This window comes from Methylocystis sp. SB2, assembly GCF_049817085.1.
Classification (GTDB): Bacteria; Pseudomonadota; Alphaproteobacteria; order Rhizobiales; family Beijerinckiaceae; genus Methylocystis; species Methylocystis rosea.
Window position 1 is genome coordinate 2628103 of sequence record NZ_CP187401.1, and the last position, 20966, is coordinate 2649068.

Here is a 20966-nt window from a genome sequence, read left to right on the forward strand (position 1 = left end):
TTGCCGGCCTGGTTTATGAACGGCGGTCAGACCATATTTCGGGCGCGCCGGCAATCCGGGCCCCGCCTCGCGGGAGACCTTATGACGCGCGCGTCGCCTTGGTGGGCTCGGGATGTTTATGCCGACCGCAAGCCCTTTCTCAAGGGCAGGGCGGCGATCGCCGCCGCCACCCGACGCTTCTTCGCCGCGGAAGGCTTCGCCGAGGTCGAAACGGCGGCGCTTCAGCTATCAGGCGGCAATGAAACGCATCTTTCGGCCTTCGCGACGGAGCTGATCGGCTCGGCCGGAGAGCGGAGCCGGCTCTATCTCCATACCTCGCCGGAGTTTTCCTGCAAGAAACTGCTCGCGGCGGGCGAGGAGCGGATTTTCACCCTTGCGCGCGTCTTCCGCAATCGCGAGCGCTCCGCCCTGCACCATCCGGAATTCACCATGCTGGAGTGGTACCGCGCGGAGGCGCCGACGCTGCGGCTGATGGAGGATTGCGCCGGACTGCTGGCGAGCGCGGCGCGGGCGGCGGGCGCGACGGATTTCGCCTGGATGGGCAGCGTTTGCGATCCCTTCGAGGAACCGCAGATCATCAGCGTCTGCGAGGCCTTTGCGACCCACGCCAGCATCGATCTGGCGTCGCTGCTCGATGACCGCGACGGGCTGGCGCGCGCCGCCGCCCGCGACGGCATCAGGGTCGTCGAAGACGACGGCTGGTCGGATCTGTTCAGCAAGATCATGTCGGAAAAGATCGAGCCTATGCTGGGTCGCGAGCGGCCGACGATCCTGACGGATTATCCGGTGAGCGAGGCCGCGCTCGCCCGCGCCAACGCCGATGATCCGCGCTTCGCCGATCGCTTCGAACTCTATGTCTGCGGCGTCGAGCTCGCCAATGGCTTCGCCGAACTGACCGACGCGGCGGAGCAGCGCCAGCGCTTCGAGGCGCAGATGCTGGAGAAGCGCCGCATCTACGGCGAGACCTATCCGATCGACGAGGAATTTCTCGCCGCTCTGGCCGAGATGCCGCCGGCTTGCGGCGTCGCGCTCGGCTTCGACCGGCTCGTGATGCTGGCGACGGGAGCGGCGCGCATCGAGCAGGTGCTGTGGACGCCAGTGGCCGAGCGCGGCACGGCGCTCTAGTTCATTCAAATAAACGACGCGATGCCGGCCGGTACGTCCTACGCTGGCAATGACGTCCATATTTGGCGCCATTTGGCGGCGAACGCGAGCGATACGCGCTCGCGCGCCGCGCATGATTTCATGGAGGGCGCGATGGGCCTTAAATTATTGCTGAAATCTGTTGTGGCGATCGCCATGACGATCGCGACAGCCGCCATGGCGCAGCAGAGCGACGCGCCCGCAGCGCCGGCCACGCCCGTCTCCACCTTCGACGACAAGCTCGTGAAAATTGGCGAGCAGGCGCCTGGCTTCGGCGGGATGTATTTCGACGAGAAGGGCGCGCTGCAGGTCTATATGAAAAACGCCCCCGAACTACGCAGTGCGGATGCGATGAAAGCCGCGCGGTCGCAGGTCACGTCGGCCATCGCCAGCGTGCTCGGCGCGGAGTTCCTGACGCAAAACGCCGCCGCCAAAGGCCGCGCTCAAGAACCGAACATCATCAAAGGCGACTATGACGTCGTCGAACTCGCCAAATGGAAGAAAAGCTTCAGCCCGGCGCTCGACGGCCAGGAGATCGTCTTCGTCGATCTCGACGAACGTCGCAATCGCGTGACGATCGGCGTCGTCGGCGATCCGTCGCGACAAAGATTCGAAGCTCTGGCGAAATCGCTCGGCGTTCCGTTCGAAGCGCTGATCATCGAAGAAACGCAGCCGATCCGTTTTCACGCCTCGTTGCGCGATAAACGTCGGCCGGTGCCCGCCGGCGTTCAGATCGAAATCGACACTGGGGTTTTCGCCTTCAAGCTCTGCACGCTCGGATTCAATGTCGTTCGCAACGGCCGCGACGGCTTTATCACCAATTCTCACTGCACCAAGAATCGCGGCGTCAGCAACGACGACGATTTCCATCAGCCGAATGATCCGCTGCTTTCCGGCAATAAGATCGGCGACGAGGACAGAGACCCGCCATACTTCACCGGCGGCGTGTGCCCATCGGGCAAGAAATGCCGCTTCAGCGACAGCGCCTACGCCGATTATCGCATCGACCGCGGGCGTTTCGAAATCGCGCGAACGACGAACAATACCGGCTCGCTGACGATCAACGGCTCTCCGAGCACATTTCTGATCGTCAGCGAGACGCCGGACTCCGTGGTGGGCATGAGGCTCAACAAGGTCGGCCGCACGACGGGCTGGGCCTTCGGCGACGTGCGCGCGACCTGCATCGACGTCAATGTCGCGGACACCGACGTCAGGCTGCTGTGCCAGAGCCGCGTCGGGCGGGTGAGCGGGACGAACAAGCTGACGGACAATGGCGACAGCGGCTCCCCCGTCTTCTCCATCCTGCCGACCGGCAGCCAGGCGAGCCTGCACGGCATTTTGTGGGGAGGGCCAGACGACGGCAGCTCCTTTGTCTTCAGCCCGATGAGCATGATCGAGCAGGAGCTCGGAGATCTCACCACCTTCACCGCGCCACGGCCTCCGCCGCCCCCGCCGCCGGAGCCGACGCCGCGGGAGCAGTGCCTGCGGGAATGCAACGCCGAGCGCGACTCCTGTCTCGCCGATGGCGGCCTGGGGTCGCAATGCATCCCCGCCTGGCGGCGCTGCCGGGAGCAGTGCCCGGCGCGGTAGCCCGCGGTTCGGGCAGGGTCTGGCCCTGGGCGGGACCGCCCAGGCCGGCTCCGCTTCCAAATTCCCCCGCCTTGAGGTATGAGACGCTGCATCGCAACAACAGCCAGCGTCTCCAGTTCCCGGCCGCTCTCGGGTGGCCGCAGAGGCGGCTGTTTTACCTGGCCGGCCTTTGAACATGCAGCTGCGCAACATCGCCATCATCGCCCACGTCGACCATGGCAAGACCACGCTCGTCGACCGCCTGCTCCAGCAGTCGGGCGCCTTTCGCGAAAACCAGCGCGTCGCCGAACGCGTGATGGATTCGAACGATCTCGAAAAAGAGCGCGGCATCACCATCATGGCCAAGGCCACGTCCATCACCTGGAAGGATGTGCGCATCAACATCGTCGACACGCCCGGCCACGCCGATTTCGGCGGCGAGGTGGAGCGAATCCTGTCGATGGTCGATGGCGCCATCGTGCTCGTCGACGCCGCCGAAGGCCCGATGCCGCAGACGAAATTCGTCGTCGGCAAGGCGCTCAAGATCGGCTTGAAGCCGATCGTCTGCGTCAACAAGGTCGACAAGCCCGACGCCCGCGTGTCGGAAGTCGTCAACGAAGTCTTCGATCTCTTCGCCGCGCTCGACGCTACCGACGAGCAGCTCGACTTCCCGATCATCTACGGCTCCGCCAAGCAGGGCTGGATGGCCGAGGAGCCGACCGGCCCGCAGGACGGCATGGCGCCGCTCTTCGATCTCGTCGTCAAGCATGTGCCGGCGCCCACCGTCGAGGACGGCGGCTTCCGCATGCTCGGCACGCTGCTTGAAGCGAACCCCTATCTCGGCCGCATCATCACCGGTCGCGTCTTCGCCGGCAGCGTGAAGCCCAATCAGGCGGTGAAGGTGCTCGACCGCACCGGCAAGATCGTCGAGCAGGGCCGCGTGTCGAAAATTCTCGCCTTCCGCGGCATTGAGCGCCAGCCGATCGAGGAGGCGGAAGCCGGCGACATCGTCGCCATCGCCGGCCTCGAAAAATTCAACGTCGCCGACACGCTCTGCGCGCTGGAAGTCAACGAGCCGCTGCAGGCGCAGCCGATCGATCCGCCGACGCTCTCCATGACCTTCCTCGTCAATGACAGCCCGCTCGCCGGCACGGAAGGCGACAAGGTGACGAGCCGCATGATCCGCGCGCGTCTCTTCAAGGAGGCCGAAGGCAATGTCGCGCTGCGCGTCGAGGACGCGCCGGCGGGCGACGCCTATATCGTCTCGGGCCGCGGCGAATTGCAGCTCGGCATTCTGATCGAGACGATGCGCCGCGAGGGCTTCGAGCTTGGCGTCTCGCGCCCCAAGGTCGTCTTCAAGAAGGACGAGAACGGCGAGATCCTTGAGCCGATCGAAGAGGTCGTCATCGACGTCGACGAGGAGCATAGCGGCGTCGTCGTGCAGAAGATGAACGAGCGCAAGGCCGAGATGATCGAGATGCGCCCGTCGGGCGGCAATCGCCTGCGTCTCGTCTTCCATGCGCCGACGCGCGGCCTCATCGGCTATCAGGGCGAACTTCTCACCGACACGCGCGGCACGGCGATCATGAACCGGCTGTTCCATGAATATGCGCCCTATAAGGGCGAGATTCAGGGCCGCCGCAACGGCGTGCTGATCAGCAATGATTCCGGCGAAGCCGTCGCCTACGCGATGTGGAAGCTCGAAGATCGCGGCCCGATGATGATCGAGCCCGGCTGGAAGGTCTATAAGGGGATGATCGTCGGCGAGCACACGCGCGACAATGATCTCGAGATCAATGTCCTAAAGGGCAAGCAGCTCACCAACATCCGCACGCAGTCGAAGGACGAGGCGGTGCGCCTGACGCCGCCGATTCAGATGACGCTGGAAAAGGCGCTGGCCTATATCGAGGACGACGAGCGCGTGGAAGTGACGCCGAAATCGATCCGCCTGCGCAAAGTGTTTCTCGACCCCAACGACCGCAAGAAGGCGAAGGGCAAGGCCGCGCTGGTGGAGTGAGGGCGCGCTCGCCAATCGCCCAAGCCCCTCACCTTACCTCTCCCCGCAAGCGGGGAGAGGGGATAGCGGCGCAGCGCCTTCTGCACGTCGCGCGCGCATGATTTTTTCGCGAATCGCCTGACGCCTCTTCTCCCCGCTTGCGGGGAGAAGAGCGATGAGGGGCGAGGGGATTGGCGCTCCGCCTACTGCAACCCCACTGCATCGACGACGCCGCTTGGGCAGCCGGGGTCCGTCGCCGGCGCGGCGGCGATGAGATCGGCGAGTTTGCTGTCGGGTTTGACGTCGCCCACCAATCCGATGGTCATCTCGACAATGAGATTGCGGCCGCCGTCTCTCTTGCAGGCGACGCGCACGCGATCGGCGGCGCCGTCGCCAAAGGTCTCATTGAACGCCGCCTTGAGTTGGTCGCGCGTGATTTCCTCGCCGATATGCGCCGCGAAAAGCCCCTGAACCTTGGAGCTATTCAGCTGCGACACCAGCGCGAGCGTCCTTGAAAAATAGGCTTCCGCCGCGCTTCCCGGAAAGCACGTGCCATGTTTGATCCACTCGTGCCGTTCGAGCAGCGACATCGTTCCCGGCATGACTTCCGATAGCGCATGCCTTGTCGCGTCGGAGAGTTCGGGCTCGGGCAGGCCGTTCCATCTATTGTCCTTATCGGCGGCGACGATGTGGCGATCGACGTTGCAATATTGTTTTTTGGGCCAGAGCCCATGCAGCGTGAAATGCGTCGCGTCGAACCGGTCGGGTCTTTGCGTTTCGCATTCCGTCTTGTCGGGCTTGCCTTCGCAAAAGGCCGGCTGCCAGCTCACGGCAAGGATGTAATCCGGCTTTTGCGCCGCGGAGCCGCCGTCAGGCTCTTGCCCGCCGGAGGCTTGTTCGCCGCCGCTCCCCGGCTGGCCGCCGCCCTCAGCGAGCGTCGCCTCGCCGCATCCGACCGCGACCCACCGGCGCCCCGGCTGAGCGTCGGGGACATCGATGAGATAATGCGTCGCGTTCGGCTTGTTCTTGGCGAAAATGGAATAATGCCCATTCGGCTCGACGCTGATGTTGCCTGGATTGGCGCCGGTTCTGATCGATTGAAGCGCGGGACAGGACTGACGGGCTAGAAAAGTTCCCGATGCAGGCGTATCCGCCGTCGCGCCTGAGGCGACGAGCGATAAGCACGAGCAAAACAGCATTCGAACAGCGCGTGCGCGCATGACGCCAACTCCAAAAAACATCAGCAACGCGCGGAAGGGTAATCCGGGCGGGGAAAGCGAGCAAGCATCGGCCCGCTTCGATTTCGGTGAACGCGTCGTTTGGGAACTCAGCCCGTCATGGCCGGGCTTGTCCCGGCCATCCACGTCGAGAGGCGGCGCGGCGCTGCAAAATATGCGGAGCGGCGCCGCGTGGATGCCCGGCACAAGGCCGGGCATGACGTGCACAGGATGCGCGTCGCTTATTGCGCCGGTAAGTTCGCCAAGTAGCAGCGCCAGGTTTTTGGCGCCGGCTTTCAAACGCCCGCGAGCGCCGCTCTCAGCTGCGCCAAATCCTCCGGCAATTCGCTTTCAAACATCATCTCCTCTTTCGTCACCGGATGCTCGAACCCCAGCGTTGCGGCGTGCAGCGCCTGGCGGTCCAACCGCTCGACGATCTCGCGCGCGGCGGGCGTCAGTTTCGCGACCTTGGTTTTAAATCCCGCGCCATAGGTTTGATCGCCGATCAGCGGATGGCCGATATGAGCCATATGCACGCGGATCTGATGCGTGCGGCCGGTCTCCAGCTGGCAGCGCATGAGCGCGGCGACGCCGTAATCCTCGACCTTTTCCCAATGCGTGATCGCTTCGCGGCCGCGCGCTTCCGGCACCACCGCCATTTTCTCGCGCTGCGTCGAATGGCGGCCGAGCGGCGCGTCGACCGTTCCATGCGCGCGGTCGGGAACGCCCCAGACGAAGGCGAAATATTCGCGCGTCAGCGACAGTTTGCGGCCGTGATCGGCGAAGAGGCGCGAGAGGCCATGATGCGCCGCGTCGGTCTTGGCGACGACCAAGAGGCCGCTCGTATTCTTGTCGATGCGATGCACGATGCCGGGCTTCTTCACCCCGCCGACGCCGGAAAGGCTGTCGCCGCAATGCGCGATCAGCGCATTGACCAGCGTGCCGCTCTCATGCGCGCTCGCCGGATGCACGACGAGGCCGGCCGGCTTGTCGATGACGAGGAGATGTTCGTCCTCATAGACAATGGTGAGCGCGATATCTTCGCCCTGCGGCTCCGCCGGAGTCGCCGGCGGCACGTCGAGCGTGACGTGATCCCCGGCGCCGAGCTTCTTGGCCGGATCGCGCGCCGTCTCGCCGGCAAGGGTCGCGCGGTTGTCCTCGATCAGCCCCTTGATGCGGCTGCGCGACAGATGCGCGGCGACGATCTCCGGCTGTTCGGCGAGAAAGCGGTCGAGCCGGGCGCCGGCATGCTGCGGCGCAACTAGAAATTCGAAGCGCTCGGCGGATGCGTCAATTTGAGGCAGAGCCTTGACTGTCATTTCAGCTTTTTTTCCGCGCGCCGACGCGCACATGATATGAGAGCCACCGAAACGCGGGCGTGGCGCGAGCGGAGGCGTGAACCTTCGCCATTATGCGCATCGAAAAACGCCGCCCAAGGGAGGCTCTTCCATTAGCGACGCCGAGGCTCCGTTCTGCGCCGTCATCGGCGCAGGCCCCGCCGGCCTTTTCGCCGCCGATGCGCTCGCGCGCGCCGGCGCGCGCGTCGTTATCTATGAGCACAAAGCGAGCCCCGCGCGCAAATTCCTGATGGCGGGGCGGGGCGGGCTCAACATCACCCATAGCGAAGGCCTGGAGCGCTTCATCTCCCGCTATGGCGCAGCGGCCGCGAGAATCGCGCCGTTCATCCGCGCCTGGACGCCGCAGGCGCTGCGCGATTTTTGCGCCGAGCTTGGCGAGACGACCTTCGTCGGCTCCAGCGGCCGAGTTTTTCCGGCAAGCTTCAAGGCCTCGCCGCTGCTGCGCGCCTGGCTGCGGCGGCTGACGCGGCTTGGCGTCACGATCGTGACCCGCCACGACTTCGCGGGCTTCGCCGAATCGGGGGCGCTGCGCCTCATCGGCCCGGACGGCGAATTCACCCGCAAGGTCGACGCCCTGGTGCTGGCGCTCGGCGGCGCCTCCTGGCCGCGGCTCGGCTCCGACGGCGCCTGGGCGGCGCGGCTTGGCGCGCAGGGCGTGCGCGTTACGCCGCTCGCCGCCGCCAACAGCGGCGCGCTGATCGAGTGGAGCGCGATCTTTCGCGACGATTTCGAAGGCCAGCCGATCAAGACGGCGTTGCTGCGCCATGGCGCGTCTACGGCGCGCGGCGATGTCGTCGTCACGCGCGCCGGACTCGAAGGCGGGCCGGTTTACGCGCTCTCCTCGCAGCTGCGCGACGTCACGCAAAAACACGGCCCGACGACGCTGTCGATCGATCTGCGGCCAGACACCAGTCTCGAATGCCTGACGCGCAAGCTGTCGCGGCGTCCGCAGAAACAGTCGCATGCAAATTTCCTGCGCAAGGCCGGGTTTTCGAAAGTCGAGATCGGGCTCCTGCGCGAGGGGCGCGGGGAGGGCCTGCCGCGCGACGCGGAAACGCTCGCCGCTCTCATCAAGAATGCGCCGCTCACCGTCACGGGCGTCGGCGGTCTTGAGCGCGCTATATCGACCGCCGGCGGCGTCTCCTTCGACGAACTCGACGACAATCTAATGCTCAAGAAGCTGCCGGGCGTTTTCGTCGCCGGCGAGATGCTCGACTATGACGCGCCGACCGGCGGCTATCTGCTGCAGGCGGCCTTCGCCACCGGACTGGCCGCGGGTCGCGGCGCCGCCCGCTATCTCGGCCTTTCGCCCGACAAACCCGTCGCGCCGTTCGAGCCCGATCAGACGGGCTTGTCGCCCCGCCAGTCGCCGAACGGACGCGATCCGGAAGCGTCGAACAAATACAGCCTGTAGACTTCCGCCGCTCCGCCCTCCATGCCCGGCGATCCCGCCGGCATGCCGGGCGCGGCGAGGCCGATGGCTTTCGGCCGCTCCTTCAAGAGCCGCGCGACCGCCTGCGGGGGAACATGGCCCTCGACGATGTAGCCATCGATCTCGGCCGTGTGGCAGGAGGACAGCGGCTCAGGCACGCCGAGGCGCTTCTTCACCGATGGCATATCGGCTTCGACGACCTCCTCTACGATGAAGCCGGCCTCGCGCATGCGCGCGCTCCACGCGCCGCAACACCCGCATGTCGGGCTTTTATGCATTACGACCTTCGTCGCGCCTTCGGCGCGCGCCCATCCGGGGATAAGCGCCGCGATGGCGGCGAGCCGCAGGGTCTCGCGTCGAGTAAAGAGGTTATTCGCCATCGGCGTCGATCCTTGTCTCGCGCGCTCTATGCGCGCCCGTTCGGAAGGCGGGCGCATCGTCGGAGCGGCATTCGCGCGAAGTCGCTTGCGGTAGTATGTCGGTGTCGCCGGCAAAAGCGGCAAGACGTCGCCCGAACGAACCCAGCGCTTACCATCGGAAGGGGTGCATGAGCCAATCCGCCGCCAGCCCGCAAAACGCCGACGACCTGCTCAGCGAATTCTCGCTTCTTGGCGGCCCCCTTCAGAGGCTGGGAAGGCGGCTCGGCCTCGTCCGTCCGGGGCCGAATACGCTACCCCTGGGGATCGCCCTCGGGCTGGTCCCCTGGATCGTCCTCGTCGCCTTGGCGGCGCTTGAAGGCGATCGCGGAAAGTTCTTTACGCTCTCGGTCATCGGCGGGCACATTCGGTTGCTGGCGGTCATTCCTCTGCTGTTCTTTTGCGAAACCACGTTTGATCGGCAAGCGAGGGAGTTTCTCTCGACTCTTCTGCGTTCCGGCGTGGCGTCGAGAACTACTCTACCGGCCCTGCAGGCTGAAGTTCGCAGCCTCGCCCGCTGGAGCAATTCCTGGATTCCGGATGCGACCTCGCTTGCGGCGACAGTGCTGATGTTTCTTTTCGCGGCGCAACTTCATCTGTCCGGAAAGACCGCGTCGCCCGAATCGGGCCGAGCCTTGGCCCTCATGCCGCTTGCGGGCTTGTGGTACTGGATGGTCTGTCTACCGCTCTTTCGCTTTCTGGCGTTTCGTTGGGTTTGGCGGCTCGCGTTCTGGTGGCGATTCCTGTGGCGCTTGGCCCGAATGGAGCTTCACTTGACGCCGACGCATCCCGACGGTGTTGGGGGTCTCGGATATCTCGAAGTCGTCCAAAACCATCTGGCGCCACTGGCGTTCGCCATCTCTCTGCTTGTCGCCGCCGGTTTCGCCGAGGAAATGTCGGAAGGCGCGTCTTTTGACCCAATCTATCTGGCGACGGCCATCATTGTGATCCTCGACATCGTGCTGTTTCTCGGTCCGCCCTGCTTCTTCGCCTTCAAGCTAATGGAATGCAGAGAACGGGGACTGCGTGACTACACGGTGCTTGCGGCGCGATACGTCGAGGATTTCGAGCGCAAATGGTTTGGCGAAGCGTCTCCTGACCGAGAGCCTTTGCTGGGGACGCCCGACCTGCAATCGCTTGCCGATCTCGGCAATAGCGTCGGCGTTGTGCGCAATATGCGTTTGGCGCCTGTCAGCATTCGCCTGCTGGCGATCATTCTCGCCGCGGCGCTGCTGCCGATGCCGCCACTCTTCTTGTTTAAATATCCTGTCGCCGAGATGGCTCAAAAGCTCTTCATGAAGCTGACGGGACTCTGACGAACATAAAGCCGTTCCGTTGGGCGCGCCGCATTCCCCTCGGGAGGCAAGACGCTTATGCTGCGCGCCATGCTGCCGTCGCCCTTCTGGTCCGAGCTCTCGATGCGCGACATGCGCGCGCATGACATGTCGCGCGTTATCGCCGTTCTGCCGATCGCGGCGGTGGAGCAGCACGGGCCGCATCTGCCGCTCGGCGTCGACGCCATGATCATGGAAGGATGCGTCGATCTAGTCGCGGCGCGCCTGCCCGAAGATCTCGAAGCGGCCTTTCTGCCGATCCAGAGCGTCGGCGTTTCGCCCGAGCATCGCGACTTTCCGGGCACGCTGACGCTGACGAATGAGACTGCGTCGCGCGTCCTCGCCGAGATCGCTGAGGGCGTCCTGCGCACCGGCGTGAGAAAGCTGGTGATTCTCAATTCGCATGGCGGCAATTCCGCGCTCATTTCGCAGGCGGCGCTTGATCTGCGCGCCCGTTTCGGCGCGCTGGCGGTCATCGTCTCCTGGGCGCGTTTCGGCTATCCGGACGGACTGTTCTCTGCGGCGGAACTGCGCCACGGGATTCATGGCGGCGAAATCGAAACGTCGCTCATGCTCGCCTTCCGGCCGGAGCTGGTCGACATGGCGCGCGCCAAAAACTTCCCGCCGGCGACGCTCGACTTCGAGCGCGATTTCGCCTGGCTGCGCGCCGACCGCCCCGCGGGGTTCGGCTGGATGGCGCAGGATCTCTCGCCTGCCGGCGCCATGGGCGACGCGTCGAAAGCCAGCGCCGAGAAAGGCGAAGCGGTGGCGGATTATTGGGCGACGGCTTTCGTCGAATTGTTGCGCGACGTCGAGGCGTTCGACCTGACGCGGCTCAAGAGCATGGACGACTGAGCGTCACGCCGCCGGCGCTGTCCACGGATAGGTCCAGGTCTCAGTGAGCGTCCGCCCGTGCGCGCGTAAAAACAGCCGAAGATCGGCGGTCTGGCCCGGCTGCACCGAAACGTCGAAGAGCGCCCGCAGTCCGCCGATATGCACGTTGGCGGCGACGCTGGCGCGCAACACGCGCCCGGCGTTCGTTGTCGCCACCGCTTCGACCTGACCCGGATCGGCCACGTAATAGGCGAGATCGCCGCCGGCGAAATCAACGATGAAACGATGTGCGGCGGGATCAAGGGGCTCGGCCGAGCCAAGCGCCCGCGCCGGCGCCTCGAAGGTGTTGACGACCATGCCATTGGGCGCGAGCTGCGGCATGTCGAGACCGGCGGTGATGCGATAGGCGTAAACGAAGGGCGCGCCGGGCTCTGGAGCCTTCGCCGGCGTCCAGCTCGCGACGATATTGTCGTTGGTTTCGTCACGCGTCGGCAGTTCGAGCAGTTCGACGCGGCCTTCGCCCCAGTCGCCGATAGGTTCGACGAAATAGCTCGGGCGGTTTTCATAGGCGAGATCAAGATCCTGATAGGATTCGAACGTTCTGTCGCGCTGCAGCAGCCCAAAGCCGCGATTGTTGTTGTCGAGAAAGGACGAGATTCGCGTCCGCGGAGGATTGGTGAGCGGACGCCACAGCCATTCGCCGGCGCCGGTGCGGATCAAGAGCCCGTCGGAATCGTGCAATTCCGTGCGAAAGCCGTCGCGCACATCCCGGTCGTTTTCGCCGGTCAGATACATCGACGTGAGCGGCGCGAGGCCGAGCTTCATCCCCGCGCGCCGCGGGAAAAGCGTCGCCTGGATTTCGAGCGCGCTCTCCTGTCCAGCGAAGAGATCGAATCTGAAGGCTCCTGTCGCAGCCTCGCCGTCGAGCAGCGCATAGAGCGTCGCGTGATTGCTGCCCTTCTCCGGCGTTTCGATCCAGAATTCGCGGAAGAAGGGAAAGCTCTCGTGCTCGGAGCCGGTCTCGACGCAAAGCGCTCGCGCGGAAAGCCCATATTTCTGATCGCGGCCGAGAAAGCGGAAATAGCTCGCGCCGAGGAAGGAGATAACCTCATCGTGAACATGAGGCTCGTTGACCGGGAAATGCAGGCGAAAGCCGGCGAAGCCGGTGTTGACCGGGGGAGCCTTTTCGACCTTGAGGCGGCCATAGTCGAAGAGCGCCGGCGAATAGGGAATCGGCGTCGCGATGCCATCGCGGATCATATTCACCGTCATCGGGCGACGATAGAGAAAGCCGAGATGGAACGTCTCTAGCCGGAAGCCGCCGTCCGCGCCCGCAAAAATATCATGCTCGCGCTTGAAGCGAATCCCTCGCCATGTGTCGAAGTCCAAAGCGTCGAAGGGATCCGGCAGACGCGGCGGAACCGCAGCGTCGAAGGGCGCCAGCGCCAGGTCGTGCGCCCGCTGCACGACGTTCTCAAAGCCGAACCGCGGCTTGGGAGCGTCTGAGGCCGCCAGCGCGGGGACTTTGAGCGCAAATTGCGCGCCTATTGCACAGAGCGTCCCGGCGAATTGGCGCCGCGTTATTCGCGTCATTCCCGCGTCCGAACCAAGGTCTTGCCTTCACTATTTGACTGCTGCTCTAGCCCCATCGTCTCGCTTGCGCAAGAAGCCGGCGGCTCAACGCGGGCTCGCGCGACCAAGATGCATCACCCGCTGAAAAAATAATCGCATGGGGCAAAAACCGCTTGTCACAGCGGCAAAAGCGCGTATCTAAGTCCTTGCCCAAATCGCACGTGCCTGTGGTCGTGTGTCGGTAGGCGGGGATCCGGACAAGAGGCCGGTCAACCGCCAGCGTAAAACCGGCAGCCGGAGGCGAACCGGCGAACTCCGTCTCTGCGGAGGATCGCGACTTAAAGCAACGACGGACCGGGCTTTTTCGTCTCTGTCGACCCTCCAAAGGTCGGCGTACCGAAGAGGCTTGTCTTTCTTGCCGGGCGTGCGGATCGGGATTCTCCCCTTCCAATCGATGGCTGTACCCGCGGAAGCGTGCGCGCTCAGGCGTGCATCATTTCGCATCGGTCCAGTCAACGGCGCATCAACCAGCCGTGTGAGCGCTTGCGCTCGCGTGGCCTTGGACAGCTAAACCCAACGTTCGTCGCGTCTCCATCGCGCGCGGGCGAACGGAGCGGCTTGTCCGTTGACGCTCAACGATCTGGGCGCGGTTCGCCGCGCAAGGGGGCCACAATGACTGACCGTATTCTCGATTTCCTCGCCGAGCGCCGACGCAATGGGCGCGACAACGGACCTTGCCTCGTCGTCGATCTCGACGTCGTGCGCGAAAACTATGTCGGCTTCGCCAAGGCGTTGCCGGATACGCGCGTCTTCTATGCCGTGAAAGCCAATCCGGCGCCAGAAGTGCTCTCGCTCCTCGCCTCGCTCGGCTCGTGCTTCGACACGGCGTCCGTCGTCGAGATCGAGCAGGTCCTCGCCGCCGGCGCGACGCCCGATCGCATCAGCTTCGGCAATACGATCAAGAAGGAGCGTGACGTCGCGCGCGCCTATGCCCTCGGCGTGCGGCTCTTTGCGGTCGACTGCGAGGCGGAAGTCGAGAAGATCGCGCGCGTCGCGCCCGGCTCCAAGGTGTTCTGCCGCATTCTTTGCGACGGCTCGGGCGCCGAATGGCCCTTGTCGCGCAAATTCGGCTGCGTCCCCGAGATGGCGACGGGCGTGCTCGAACATGCGCATCGCCTCGGTCTCAACGCCTATGGCGTTTCGTTCCATGTCGGTTCGCAGCAGACCAATCCGCGCATGTGGGACGCGGCGCTGAAGTCGGCATCGGCGATCTTCCGCGAACTCGCGGAGCGCGGAATCAATCTGCAGATGGTCAATCTCGGCGGCGGCTTCCCGACGAAATATCTCAAGAACGTGCCGGCGGTGAAGCAATATGGCGCCGCGATCTTCCGCGCGCTGTCGAAGCATTTCGGCAACCGCATTCCGGAGACGATCATCGAGCCGGGCCGCGGCATGGTCGGCAACGCCGGGCTGATCGAAGCGGAAGTCGTGCTGATCTCGAAGAAGTCGGAGGAGGACAGCGAGATTCGCTGGGTCTATCTCGACATCGGCAAGTTCAACGGCCTCGCCGAGACGACCGACGAGATGATCCGCTATCCGATCCGCACGCCGGCGGACGGCGCGCCGACGAGTCCCTGCGTCGTCGCGGGTCCGAGCTGCGACAGCGTCGACGTGCTCTACGAGAAGCAGCCCTATCAGCTGCCGATCTCGCTCGAGATCGGCGCGAAAGTGCTGATCGAAGGAACCGGGGCCTATACGACGACCTATTCGGCCGTGGGCTTCAACGGTTTCCCGCCGCTCGAGACGCATGTGATCTGAGTCGGTCTGCGCGCGGCGCAACTGCGGCGTCATGGCCGGGCTTGTCCCGGCCATCCACGCCGAGAGGTTACGCGAACGCTGAAAGACTCGCACAGCGGCGCCGCGTGGATGCCCGCGACAAGCGCGGGCATGACGAACCGATAAGCGCTTCCCAATAACCCAGTCCCGTTCGGCGGGCGCGTCATGCGCCAGGCGCGAGGGTCGCTTGTCCTTCTTAAGGGAGGAAAAGATGGCCTTTCTTGCTCACCACGACTTTGACGCTGGACCGCGCGCCTGCTCCGCCATGTCCCATGCGCGCCTGGAGGCGCGCGGTCCATTTACGCTCGCCGAAGAAACGCTCGCCGATGTCGCCGCGCGCGAAGCTTTGCTCGATGACGCCTTCGGTCCCGCGCGGTTCTTGAAGACCTGCCAGCGGCTGCGCGACGGATCGGCGCCGGCGCCGGGCCTCGCCCTTGTCGCGACCGACAGCGTCGGCGGGCTCATCGGCACGCTGCGGCTTTGGCCGGTTCTCGCCGGCGGGCGTGCGGCGCTGCTGCTGGGTCCGCTCGCCGTCGCGGCGCAAGCGCGTTCGCTCGGCGTCGGCGGCGCGCTGATTCGCGAGTCGCTCGCGCGCGCCGCCGACTTTGGCCACCGCGCCGTGCTGCTCGTCGGCGATGCGCCTTATTATACGCGCTTTGGTTTCGAGCGGCGATTCACCGAGCGGCTGACGATGCCGGGACCGGTCGAGCGCGCGCGCTTTCTGGGCTTGGAGCTTGTCGACGGCGCGCTATTGAGCGTGCAAGGGCGCGTGATTCCCGCGTCTACCCCCGCGCTCGATTTGCCGCAGGCGGCTTAGAGCGGCTTCACGGTCAACGTTTTCGGAACCTGCTCTACGCTCACCAATAGGCGAGAATGCCGCGCGCGAGCGGGTAGGAGAGGCCGGCGCCAAGCGCCACGCCGGCCGCGACGTCGCTCGGATAGTGGTGCGCCGTCGCGATTCGCGACCAGGCCATCGACAGCAGAAGGAGGCCGGCCGACAGCGTCGTCGCCGGCCAGGCGATGACGATGGGCGCCAGCACGCCGGTGAGCGTCATGGCGTGGCCGCTGGGGAAGGAGTGATCGTCGAGCGTCTTCAACAGCGACGGCAGCCGCGCGTCGACATGGAACGGACGCCTGCGACCGAAGCGGCGCTTGATGATCGGATAGAGCATATGCAGCAGCGCGGCGTTCAATCCCGCGAGCGCCGCGACATGCAGCCCCTGCCAGCCGAGGCCGATGAGGACGATGGGCGCGAGGATCAGATAGATCCAACCATTGCCGAGCTTGCTGATCGCGACGGCGAGGAATCTGCCGATCGCGGAGCGCGCCGTTCGTGAGAAAAGATGAACCGCCGCGAGGTCAAGGTCGAGGAGACGTTGGCCCCAAGTGGCGGCGACGCCGATGTCTGCTTGCGGCTTTGCTGACGCGTCTCGCGTCAGCTTCGCCAGCTGGTCCGATGTGAACGCCATGACGCAACGCTACGCGACGCACGCTGCGGTTTCGCGACGCGGACGCTGCGTTTCGGTGACGTTGGGATAGAGGTTGCGTGACGCTTATGTGATGTTTTGATGAACCGCTAGAGCGCTTCACGATCACATGGAATCATGTGATCGATAAGGAATCGCTCAAAATCAAAACGTCCGAGCAGGTTCTCTCCCGAAAAAGTCTGTCGACGTTTTCGGAACCTGCTCTAGGCGGGCGCGTGTTTGGCGAAGGCGCTGCGAAACACCGCGTCGAAAGCGTCGGCGTCGACGTCGACCGTTTCGATCTCCACGCCGTCTTCGGCGACGCCGGAAAAGCGATACTGCGGGTCCGAGAACTCGAGACCTTCCTCGTCTTCGGCGCTCTCGTAAGGCAGCGCGATCTCGACCATCAACTGTCGCTTCAGCGACAGCGCGCGGCCGACCACCGCGTCGATGCGGCCGTCCTCACTGCTGAAATAACCGTCGAGGATAATCAGGCAGACGTCGGCGTTTGGCGCTTCGTCTTCAAGCCATTGCAGCGCCGCCTCGACGCTTTCGGCGACATCAATCTTGCCTTCATCGCTGACGACGAATTGTTGCGGCTGGTCGACGCCGTCGTCGGACCGCGCCACGCCGAAGGGCGTCAACATGCGTCCGCGCGCCAGCGTCGTGACGGCTTTGGCGAAGGCCTCGCCGGCCAATGCCGCGATGGGTTCGTTCCGAGTCGATTCTGCGCCAGCGCTCATGACATTTTCCTCCGAGCGAGCCGAGTTCTGAGGATCAACAGATCAACGTCATCCGTTTTGAGATCCATCATATCGACGTCGTCGCCTCTCGCAGCCATTTGCGTGTCTTCGCGTCCACAAGCGGCGATAGGATTTTGCGCACCCGGGCGTGATAGGCGTTGAGCCAAATGATTTCTTCCGGCGACAGCAATTTCGGTTCGACGCAATTCAAATCGAAAGGCGCAAGCGTGATGGTCTCGAAACCATACATCTCGCGTTCCGCGCCTTTGATCTCGCGCTTCTCGACGATGACGAGATTTTCGAGCCTGATTCCATATTCGCCGGCGCGATAGTAGCCGGGCTCGTTCGACAGGATCATGCCCGGCTGCAGGGGCGTCGTCCCGAGCTTCGAGATGCGCTGCGGCCCTTCATGCACCGAGAGGTAAGCGCCGACGCCATGGCCCGTTCCATGATCGAAGTCGAGCCCCGCCTCCCACAGCGCGCGGCGCGCGAACGCGTCCAACTGCGCGCCCGAGACGCCCTTGGGAAAGACGGCGCGGGCGATGGCGATATGGCCTTTGAGCACGCGCGTGAAATGTTCGCGCAATTGCTTCGACGCCGGGCCGACGACGACGGTGCGCGTTACGTCGGTCGTGCCGTCGAGATATTGCGCGCCGGAATCGACGAGATAGACGCCGCGACCGATCTTGAGATTGCTCGTTTCCGTCACCCGATAATGCGGGATCGCCGCATGTTCGCCGAAAGCCGAAATCGTCGGAAAGGAGATGTCGCGCAGGTCGCCATTTTCGCGGCGGAAGGTTTCGAGCGCTTCCGCCGCGGAAATTTCCGTGAGCCCACCTTTTGGCGCGGCTTCGGAGAACCAGGCGAGGAATCGCGTCAGCGCCGCGCCGTCGCGAATATGCGCGGCGCGTGCGCCTTCAAGCTCCCTTTCATTCTTGATCGCTTTCGGCAGCGTCGCCGGATCGTCGGCGAGACGCGGCTTGCCGCCCGCCGCGCGCAAGGTTTCGACGAGTTTCGCCGGCGCCGTCGCCGAATCGAAGAGAAGGGTCGCGCCGCGCTTGCCGGCCTGCACGAGATCCTCGATGAGGCTTTCAGGCGTCTTCAGCGTCAGAAATTTTTCAAGCGCCGCGCGCACCTTCGGCGCGAGCTTCGCCTCGTCGACATAGAGCGCAGGCGCGCCGTCCTTCGGCAGCAGCGCGAAGCACAGCGCGATCGGCGTATGCGCGACATCGGCGCCGCGAATGTTGAACGCCCAGCAGATCGCATGCGGATCGGACATCAACGCCGCGTCCGCATCCTTCAGCGCCGCGCGCAGCTTCTTGATCTTCGCGCCCGCGCTCTCGCCCGCGTAAAGCGCGGGATGAATCGCCACCGCGCCTGTCGGCTCGGCCGGCCGGTCAATCCAAAGCGCATCGATCGGATTGGCGTCGAGCGGAACGAGTTCGATCTTCTTTTCCGCGAGAATTTTCCCGAAGCGTTCGATCTGCGGGCTGGTGTGCACCCAGGGGTCATAGCCGATGCGCGCGCCTTCGCGCGCATGTTCGCTGAGCCAGGCGGCAGGCGTCGTTTCGGCGATGTCGAGCGGCTTGAAGAGCTTCGCGTCGATCTCGCCGCGCACCTGAATGACATAGCGGCCATCGACGAAGAGCGCGGCCTCCTTCTCCAGCACGACGGCGAAGCCGGCCGATCCGGTGAAGCCTGTCAGCCAGGCGAGGCGCTCCGCGCATTTGGGCACATATTCGTTTTGATGGACGTCGGCGCGCGGAACGAGAAAGCCGTCGAGTCCTTGCCGTTTCAGCTCAGCGCGCAGCGCCTCGAGGCGCGCCGCGCTGTCGCCGCGTAAGGCGTCGTCGACGAATGTCTGGAATTTTGCTTCGAACATGGAGCAAAGCTAGTCGCGAGCTTCCCGCATGGCAATGCTTCGCGCATCCGCTTTCCCCCTCCCCAACCCTCCCCCGCTTCGCGGGAGAGGGAGTCCGGTTCGGGTTTCGGCGAAGAACCGCAAAACCTGCGTCGTTAGCGTCCCCTCTCCCGCTTTAGCGGGGGAGGGACAGGGAGGGGGCGCTGGACGCTCCGCCGCGTCTTAGAACCAGAGTCGCCCAGCCGTCGATGTCGCCCCGTTCGGCGAGGAAAAACCCCTGGGCGCGGTAGGCGTCGAGCACGCCGCGCACGTCGCGCGCCAGCAGCCCCGAAAGCACCAGCTCCGCGTCAATCGTCGCGGCGGGGGCGATCTCCGGCGCGAGCAATCGCAGAGGCTTCGCCAGGATATTGGCGAAGATCAGATCATATTGGCATTGCAGCGACGCGTGGCGGAGCCCGGTCGCGACGACCGGGCGAACATCGGCGCCGGCGCCATTGGCGCGGGCGTTAGCCGAGGCTGTCGCCACGGCGACGGGATCGATGTCGCCGCAGGCGACGCGCTGGTGAAAGAGAAGCGCGGCGGCGATCGCCAGAACGCCGGTGCCGGTTCCGACATCAAGAATGCGGCGCGGGCGCCGGCGCTTGGCGATTCTCTCGAGCGCTCTAAGGCAACCCAGCGTCGTGCCGTGATGGCCGGTGCCGAAAGCGAGCGCCGCCTCGATCTCGACCCCGATGTCGTTCGCGCGCCGCCGGCCTCGATCATGCGCGCCATGCACCAGCACGCGGCCGGCGCGGACCGGGGCCAATCCGGCAAGAGCGTTCTCCACCCAGTCCTGCTCGGCGACAGTCGAAAAGCGCGCCGCCCGCGCCGTTTCGGCGTCGGCGGCGGCCTCGATCAGGGCAAGGATCTGCGCTTCGTCGGGCGCGCCCGCGAAATAGACCTCGACGGACCATCGGGGGCCGTCATCCACCTCGAAGGCGGCGGCGGCGGTCTCTGTCGGCTCAAAGGTTTCGACGATGAGGTCGGCGACGGCGCGGGCGCGTTTTTCGTCGCAATCGAGGCGCAGCATGTGGCTGGCGTTATTGGGGGGAAGGCCTTCAAGCATGAGCGCGCTTACCACGGCCGGGGCGCGCGCGTCACCTTTCGCTAGGCTCCAGCCGCCTGTATTGTCGCGCTAGAGGCTGGTTCCAACGAGTTGAAGGCGTGAATGACCGAACGACTGTCGATTTGTCTGATCGGCCCGAAGAAGGGCGGCAAGTCGTCGCTGCTCGCCTCGCTCGTCGACTGCGTCGCGCAAAGCGCTTTTGGCTATTCGCCGCGCCTGCGCCCCGCGCTGCAGCCTATCACCGAGGCGGAATATTTCGCCGAGAGCGCCGAGCCCAAAAAAGCCAACCTGCTGCAGGTCGAACAGGGCGACTATGAGCGGCTGCGGCGCGAATTCGCCGAGGGCGGCCTCGCCACCGACACGCTCGACACCTACGAATATCGCTTCCGCCTGACGGTCAATGGCGAAGCCCCGCCGGCGGCGGTGCTCCGAGGCCCCTGGCTTCTGGAGATCATCGACTCGGCGGGCGAGATCGCCGTGCCGCCGGACGGCGCCGAAGTCGCCATTCTCAATGATGTCAAAGCCAAGCTCGCCAGGCAGATGCTTGAGGCGGACGCGATCGTCATCGTGCTGCCGCTGGTGCGGCTCGAGGATTCCGGCTGGTCGGGCAATCTCGCTCGCCTCATCGACCGATTGGCGCTGGCGCCTGAGAAAAAGCTCAAGCGGCTCGTCGTCGTTTTCTCCCAATATGAGCGCTTGTTCGCGCGCCTCGGGCCGAGCGCCTTCACCTATGCCTGCGATCCGGCGGTGGCGCTGCACGCCTTGCGCAAATCGCTGCGCGCGGCGCAATGGCTGGATCGGCTGCGGGCTCTGGAGGCGCCGAACGGCGGCGCGTCGGTGCGCTTCACGGTCTGCTCGGCCTATGGCTTCGTCAAGCGCTTTCAAAATCCCAACATCGATCCGCATCAGCCAGGCGAGCGCCGGTTTCGTCGCGCGGGCCTCGAAGGCGCCCGCGCCTATAATGAATATTGGCGGCCGTTTCTCACCGCCGAGCCGTTTCTATACGCCGCGCTTGGCCTCGACAGCGCCTTCACCTTCTCCTATGCGCAGCTCGACGCGCGCATCGAAGAGATCGCCTGAACCG

At 64.9% G+C, this 20966-nt stretch carries 17 protein-coding genes; 9 read left to right on the forward strand and 8 right to left on the reverse strand.

Annotated elements, in window-relative coordinates; genetic code table 11:
- Window positions 1–81 precede the first annotated feature (81 nt).
- From epmA to typA, 3 genes are all read left to right on the forward strand, one after another.
- On the forward strand, window positions 82–1125 hold the full coding sequence (gene epmA, locus ACPS74_RS12920) for an EF-P lysine aminoacylase EpmA (protein ID WP_029651658.1): 1044 nt from the start codon (window positions 82–84) through the stop codon (window positions 1123–1125).
- 132 nt (window positions 1126–1257) lie between these two features.
- Window positions 1258–2733 carry a hypothetical protein gene (locus ACPS74_RS12925; RefSeq protein WP_157055290.1) on the forward strand — a complete coding sequence of 492 codons (1476 nt, stop codon included), beginning with the start codon at window positions 1258–1260 and terminating at the stop codon, window positions 2731–2733.
- 175 nt (window positions 2734–2908) lie between these two features.
- Window positions 2909–4729 carry a translational GTPase TypA gene (gene typA, locus ACPS74_RS12930; protein WP_029651656.1) on the forward strand — a complete coding sequence of 607 codons (1821 nt, stop codon included), beginning with the start codon at window positions 2909–2911 and terminating at the stop codon, window positions 4727–4729.
- Between the two features lie 182 nt (window positions 4730–4911).
- Here typA and ACPS74_RS12935 read toward each other — a convergent pair whose 3' ends face one another.
- Together ACPS74_RS12935 and ACPS74_RS12940 are read right to left on the reverse strand one after the other, a co-directional pair.
- Window positions 4912–5928 carry a ribonuclease T2 family protein gene (locus ACPS74_RS12935; RefSeq protein ID WP_029651655.1) on the reverse strand — a complete coding sequence of 339 codons (1017 nt, stop codon included), beginning with the start codon at window positions 5926–5928 and terminating at the stop codon, window positions 4912–4914.
- A 293-nt stretch (window positions 5929–6221) separates the two neighbouring features.
- On the reverse strand, window positions 6222–7244 hold the full coding sequence (locus ACPS74_RS12940; protein WP_036242135.1) for an RluA family pseudouridine synthase: 1023 nt from the start codon (window positions 7242–7244) through the stop codon (window positions 6222–6224).
- Between the two features lie 76 nt (window positions 7245–7320).
- Between ACPS74_RS12940 and ACPS74_RS12945 the strand changes: the two genes are divergently transcribed.
- On the forward strand, window positions 7321–8697 hold the full coding sequence (locus tag ACPS74_RS12945; protein ID WP_239755050.1) for an NAD(P)/FAD-dependent oxidoreductase: 1377 nt from the start codon (window positions 7321–7323) through the stop codon (window positions 8695–8697).
- Here ACPS74_RS12945 and ACPS74_RS12950 read toward each other — a convergent pair.
- A complete protein-coding gene (locus ACPS74_RS12950) occupies window positions 8625–9095 on the reverse strand; it encodes a DUF411 domain-containing protein (RefSeq protein WP_029648350.1) in 471 nt (156 codons plus the stop codon). The genes ACPS74_RS12945 and ACPS74_RS12950 overlap by 73 nt on opposite strands.
- 167 nt (window positions 9096–9262) lie before the next feature.
- On the opposite strand from ACPS74_RS12950, the gene ACPS74_RS12955 reads away from it, so the two are divergent.
- Window positions 9263–10447: a hypothetical protein gene (locus ACPS74_RS12955; RefSeq protein WP_029648351.1), complete on the forward strand. Its 1185-nt coding sequence runs from the start codon at window positions 9263–9265 to the stop codon at window positions 10445–10447.
- A gap of 57 nt (window positions 10448–10504) precedes the next feature.
- Entirely contained in the window at window positions 10505–11320 is an 816-nt protein-coding gene (locus tag ACPS74_RS12960; protein ID WP_036241227.1) for a creatininase family protein, read from the forward strand.
- Window positions 11321–11323: 3 nt separating this feature from the next.
- Here ACPS74_RS12960 and ACPS74_RS12965 read toward each other — a convergent pair whose 3' ends face one another.
- Complete coding sequence (locus ACPS74_RS12965) at window positions 11324–12892, reverse strand: glucan biosynthesis protein (RefSeq protein ID WP_029648353.1); 1569 nt, start codon at window positions 12890–12892, stop codon at window positions 11324–11326.
- A gap of 651 nt (window positions 12893–13543) precedes the next feature.
- On the opposite strand from ACPS74_RS12965, the gene ACPS74_RS12970 reads away from it, so the two are divergent.
- Together ACPS74_RS12970 and ACPS74_RS12975 are read left to right on the forward strand one after the other, a co-directional pair.
- On the forward strand, window positions 13544–14689 hold the full coding sequence (locus ACPS74_RS12970; RefSeq protein ID WP_029648354.1) for a type III PLP-dependent enzyme: 1146 nt from the start codon (window positions 13544–13546) through the stop codon (window positions 14687–14689).
- 229 nt (window positions 14690–14918) lie between these two features.
- Entirely contained in the window at window positions 14919–15524 is a 606-nt protein-coding gene (locus ACPS74_RS12975; RefSeq protein WP_029648355.1) for a GNAT family N-acetyltransferase, read from the forward strand.
- A 40-nt stretch (window positions 15525–15564) separates the two neighbouring features.
- Here the strand turns inward: ACPS74_RS12975 and ACPS74_RS12980 are convergent, their stop codons facing one another.
- The 4 genes from ACPS74_RS12980 to ACPS74_RS12995 form a co-directional block, all read right to left on the reverse strand.
- A complete protein-coding gene (locus ACPS74_RS12980) occupies window positions 15565–16176 on the reverse strand; it encodes a phosphatase PAP2 family protein (protein WP_029648356.1) in 612 nt (203 codons plus the stop codon).
- Window positions 16177–16397: 221 nt separating this feature from the next.
- A complete protein-coding gene (locus ACPS74_RS12985) occupies window positions 16398–16916 on the reverse strand; it encodes a hypothetical protein (protein ID WP_051381710.1) in 519 nt (172 codons plus the stop codon).
- Between the two features lie 67 nt (window positions 16917–16983).
- Entirely contained in the window at window positions 16984–18798 is a 1815-nt protein-coding gene (locus tag ACPS74_RS12990; protein ID WP_029649050.1) for an aminopeptidase P family protein, read from the reverse strand.
- 154 nt (window positions 18799–18952) lie between these two features.
- Complete coding sequence (locus ACPS74_RS12995; protein WP_029649051.1) at window positions 18953–19882, reverse strand: 50S ribosomal protein L11 methyltransferase; 930 nt, start codon at window positions 19880–19882, stop codon at window positions 18953–18955.
- A gap of 102 nt (window positions 19883–19984) precedes the next feature.
- Between ACPS74_RS12995 and ACPS74_RS13000 the strand changes: the two genes are divergently transcribed.
- Complete coding sequence (locus ACPS74_RS13000) at window positions 19985–20962, forward strand: hypothetical protein (RefSeq protein ID WP_029649052.1); 978 nt, start codon at window positions 19985–19987, stop codon at window positions 20960–20962.
- Window positions 20963–20966 lie beyond the last annotated feature (4 nt).

What these genes read in the sequence shown, in the direction of transcription:
- epmA (WP_029651658.1), top strand. Translation starts at nt 82, where the DNA reads ATGACGCGCGCGTCGCCTTGGTGGGCTCGGGATGTTTATGCCGACCGC.
- ACPS74_RS12925 (WP_157055290.1), top strand. Translation starts at nt 1,258, where the DNA reads ATGGGCCTTAAATTATTGCTGAAATCTGTTGTGGCGATCGCCATGACG.
- typA (WP_029651656.1), top strand. Translation starts at nt 2,909, where the DNA reads ATGCAGCTGCGCAACATCGCCATCATCGCCCACGTCGACCATGGCAAG.
- ACPS74_RS12935 (WP_029651655.1), bottom strand. Translation starts at nt 5,928, where the DNA reads ATGCGCGCACGCGCTGTTCGAATGCTGTTTTGCTCGTGCTTATCGCTC.
- ACPS74_RS12940 (WP_036242135.1), bottom strand. Translation starts at nt 7,244, where the DNA reads ATGACAGTCAAGGCTCTGCCTCAAATTGACGCATCCGCCGAGCGCTTC.
- ACPS74_RS12950 (WP_029648350.1), bottom strand. Translation starts at nt 9,095, where the DNA reads ATGGCGAATAACCTCTTTACTCGACGCGAGACCCTGCGGCTCGCCGCC.
- ACPS74_RS12955 (WP_029648351.1), top strand. Translation starts at nt 9,263, where the DNA reads ATGAGCCAATCCGCCGCCAGCCCGCAAAACGCCGACGACCTGCTCAGC.
- ACPS74_RS12960 (WP_036241227.1), top strand. Translation starts at nt 10,505, where the DNA reads ATGCTGCGCGCCATGCTGCCGTCGCCCTTCTGGTCCGAGCTCTCGATG.
- ACPS74_RS12965 (WP_029648353.1), bottom strand. Translation starts at nt 12,892, where the DNA reads ATGACGCGAATAACGCGGCGCCAATTCGCCGGGACGCTCTGTGCAATA.
- ACPS74_RS12970 (WP_029648354.1), top strand. Translation starts at nt 13,544, where the DNA reads ATGACTGACCGTATTCTCGATTTCCTCGCCGAGCGCCGACGCAATGGG.
- ACPS74_RS12975 (WP_029648355.1), top strand. Translation starts at nt 14,919, where the DNA reads ATGGCCTTTCTTGCTCACCACGACTTTGACGCTGGACCGCGCGCCTGC.
- ACPS74_RS12980 (WP_029648356.1), bottom strand. Translation starts at nt 16,176, where the DNA reads ATGGCGTTCACATCGGACCAGCTGGCGAAGCTGACGCGAGACGCGTCA.
- ACPS74_RS12985 (WP_051381710.1), bottom strand. Translation starts at nt 16,916, where the DNA reads ATGAGCGCTGGCGCAGAATCGACTCGGAACGAACCCATCGCGGCATTG.
- ACPS74_RS12990 (WP_029649050.1), bottom strand. Translation starts at nt 18,798, where the DNA reads ATGTTCGAAGCAAAATTCCAGACATTCGTCGACGACGCCTTACGCGGC.
- ACPS74_RS12995 (WP_029649051.1), bottom strand. Translation starts at nt 19,882, where the DNA reads ATGCTTGAAGGCCTTCCCCCCAATAACGCCAGCCACATGCTGCGCCTC.
- ACPS74_RS13000 (WP_029649052.1), top strand. Translation starts at nt 19,985, where the DNA reads ATGACCGAACGACTGTCGATTTGTCTGATCGGCCCGAAGAAGGGCGGC.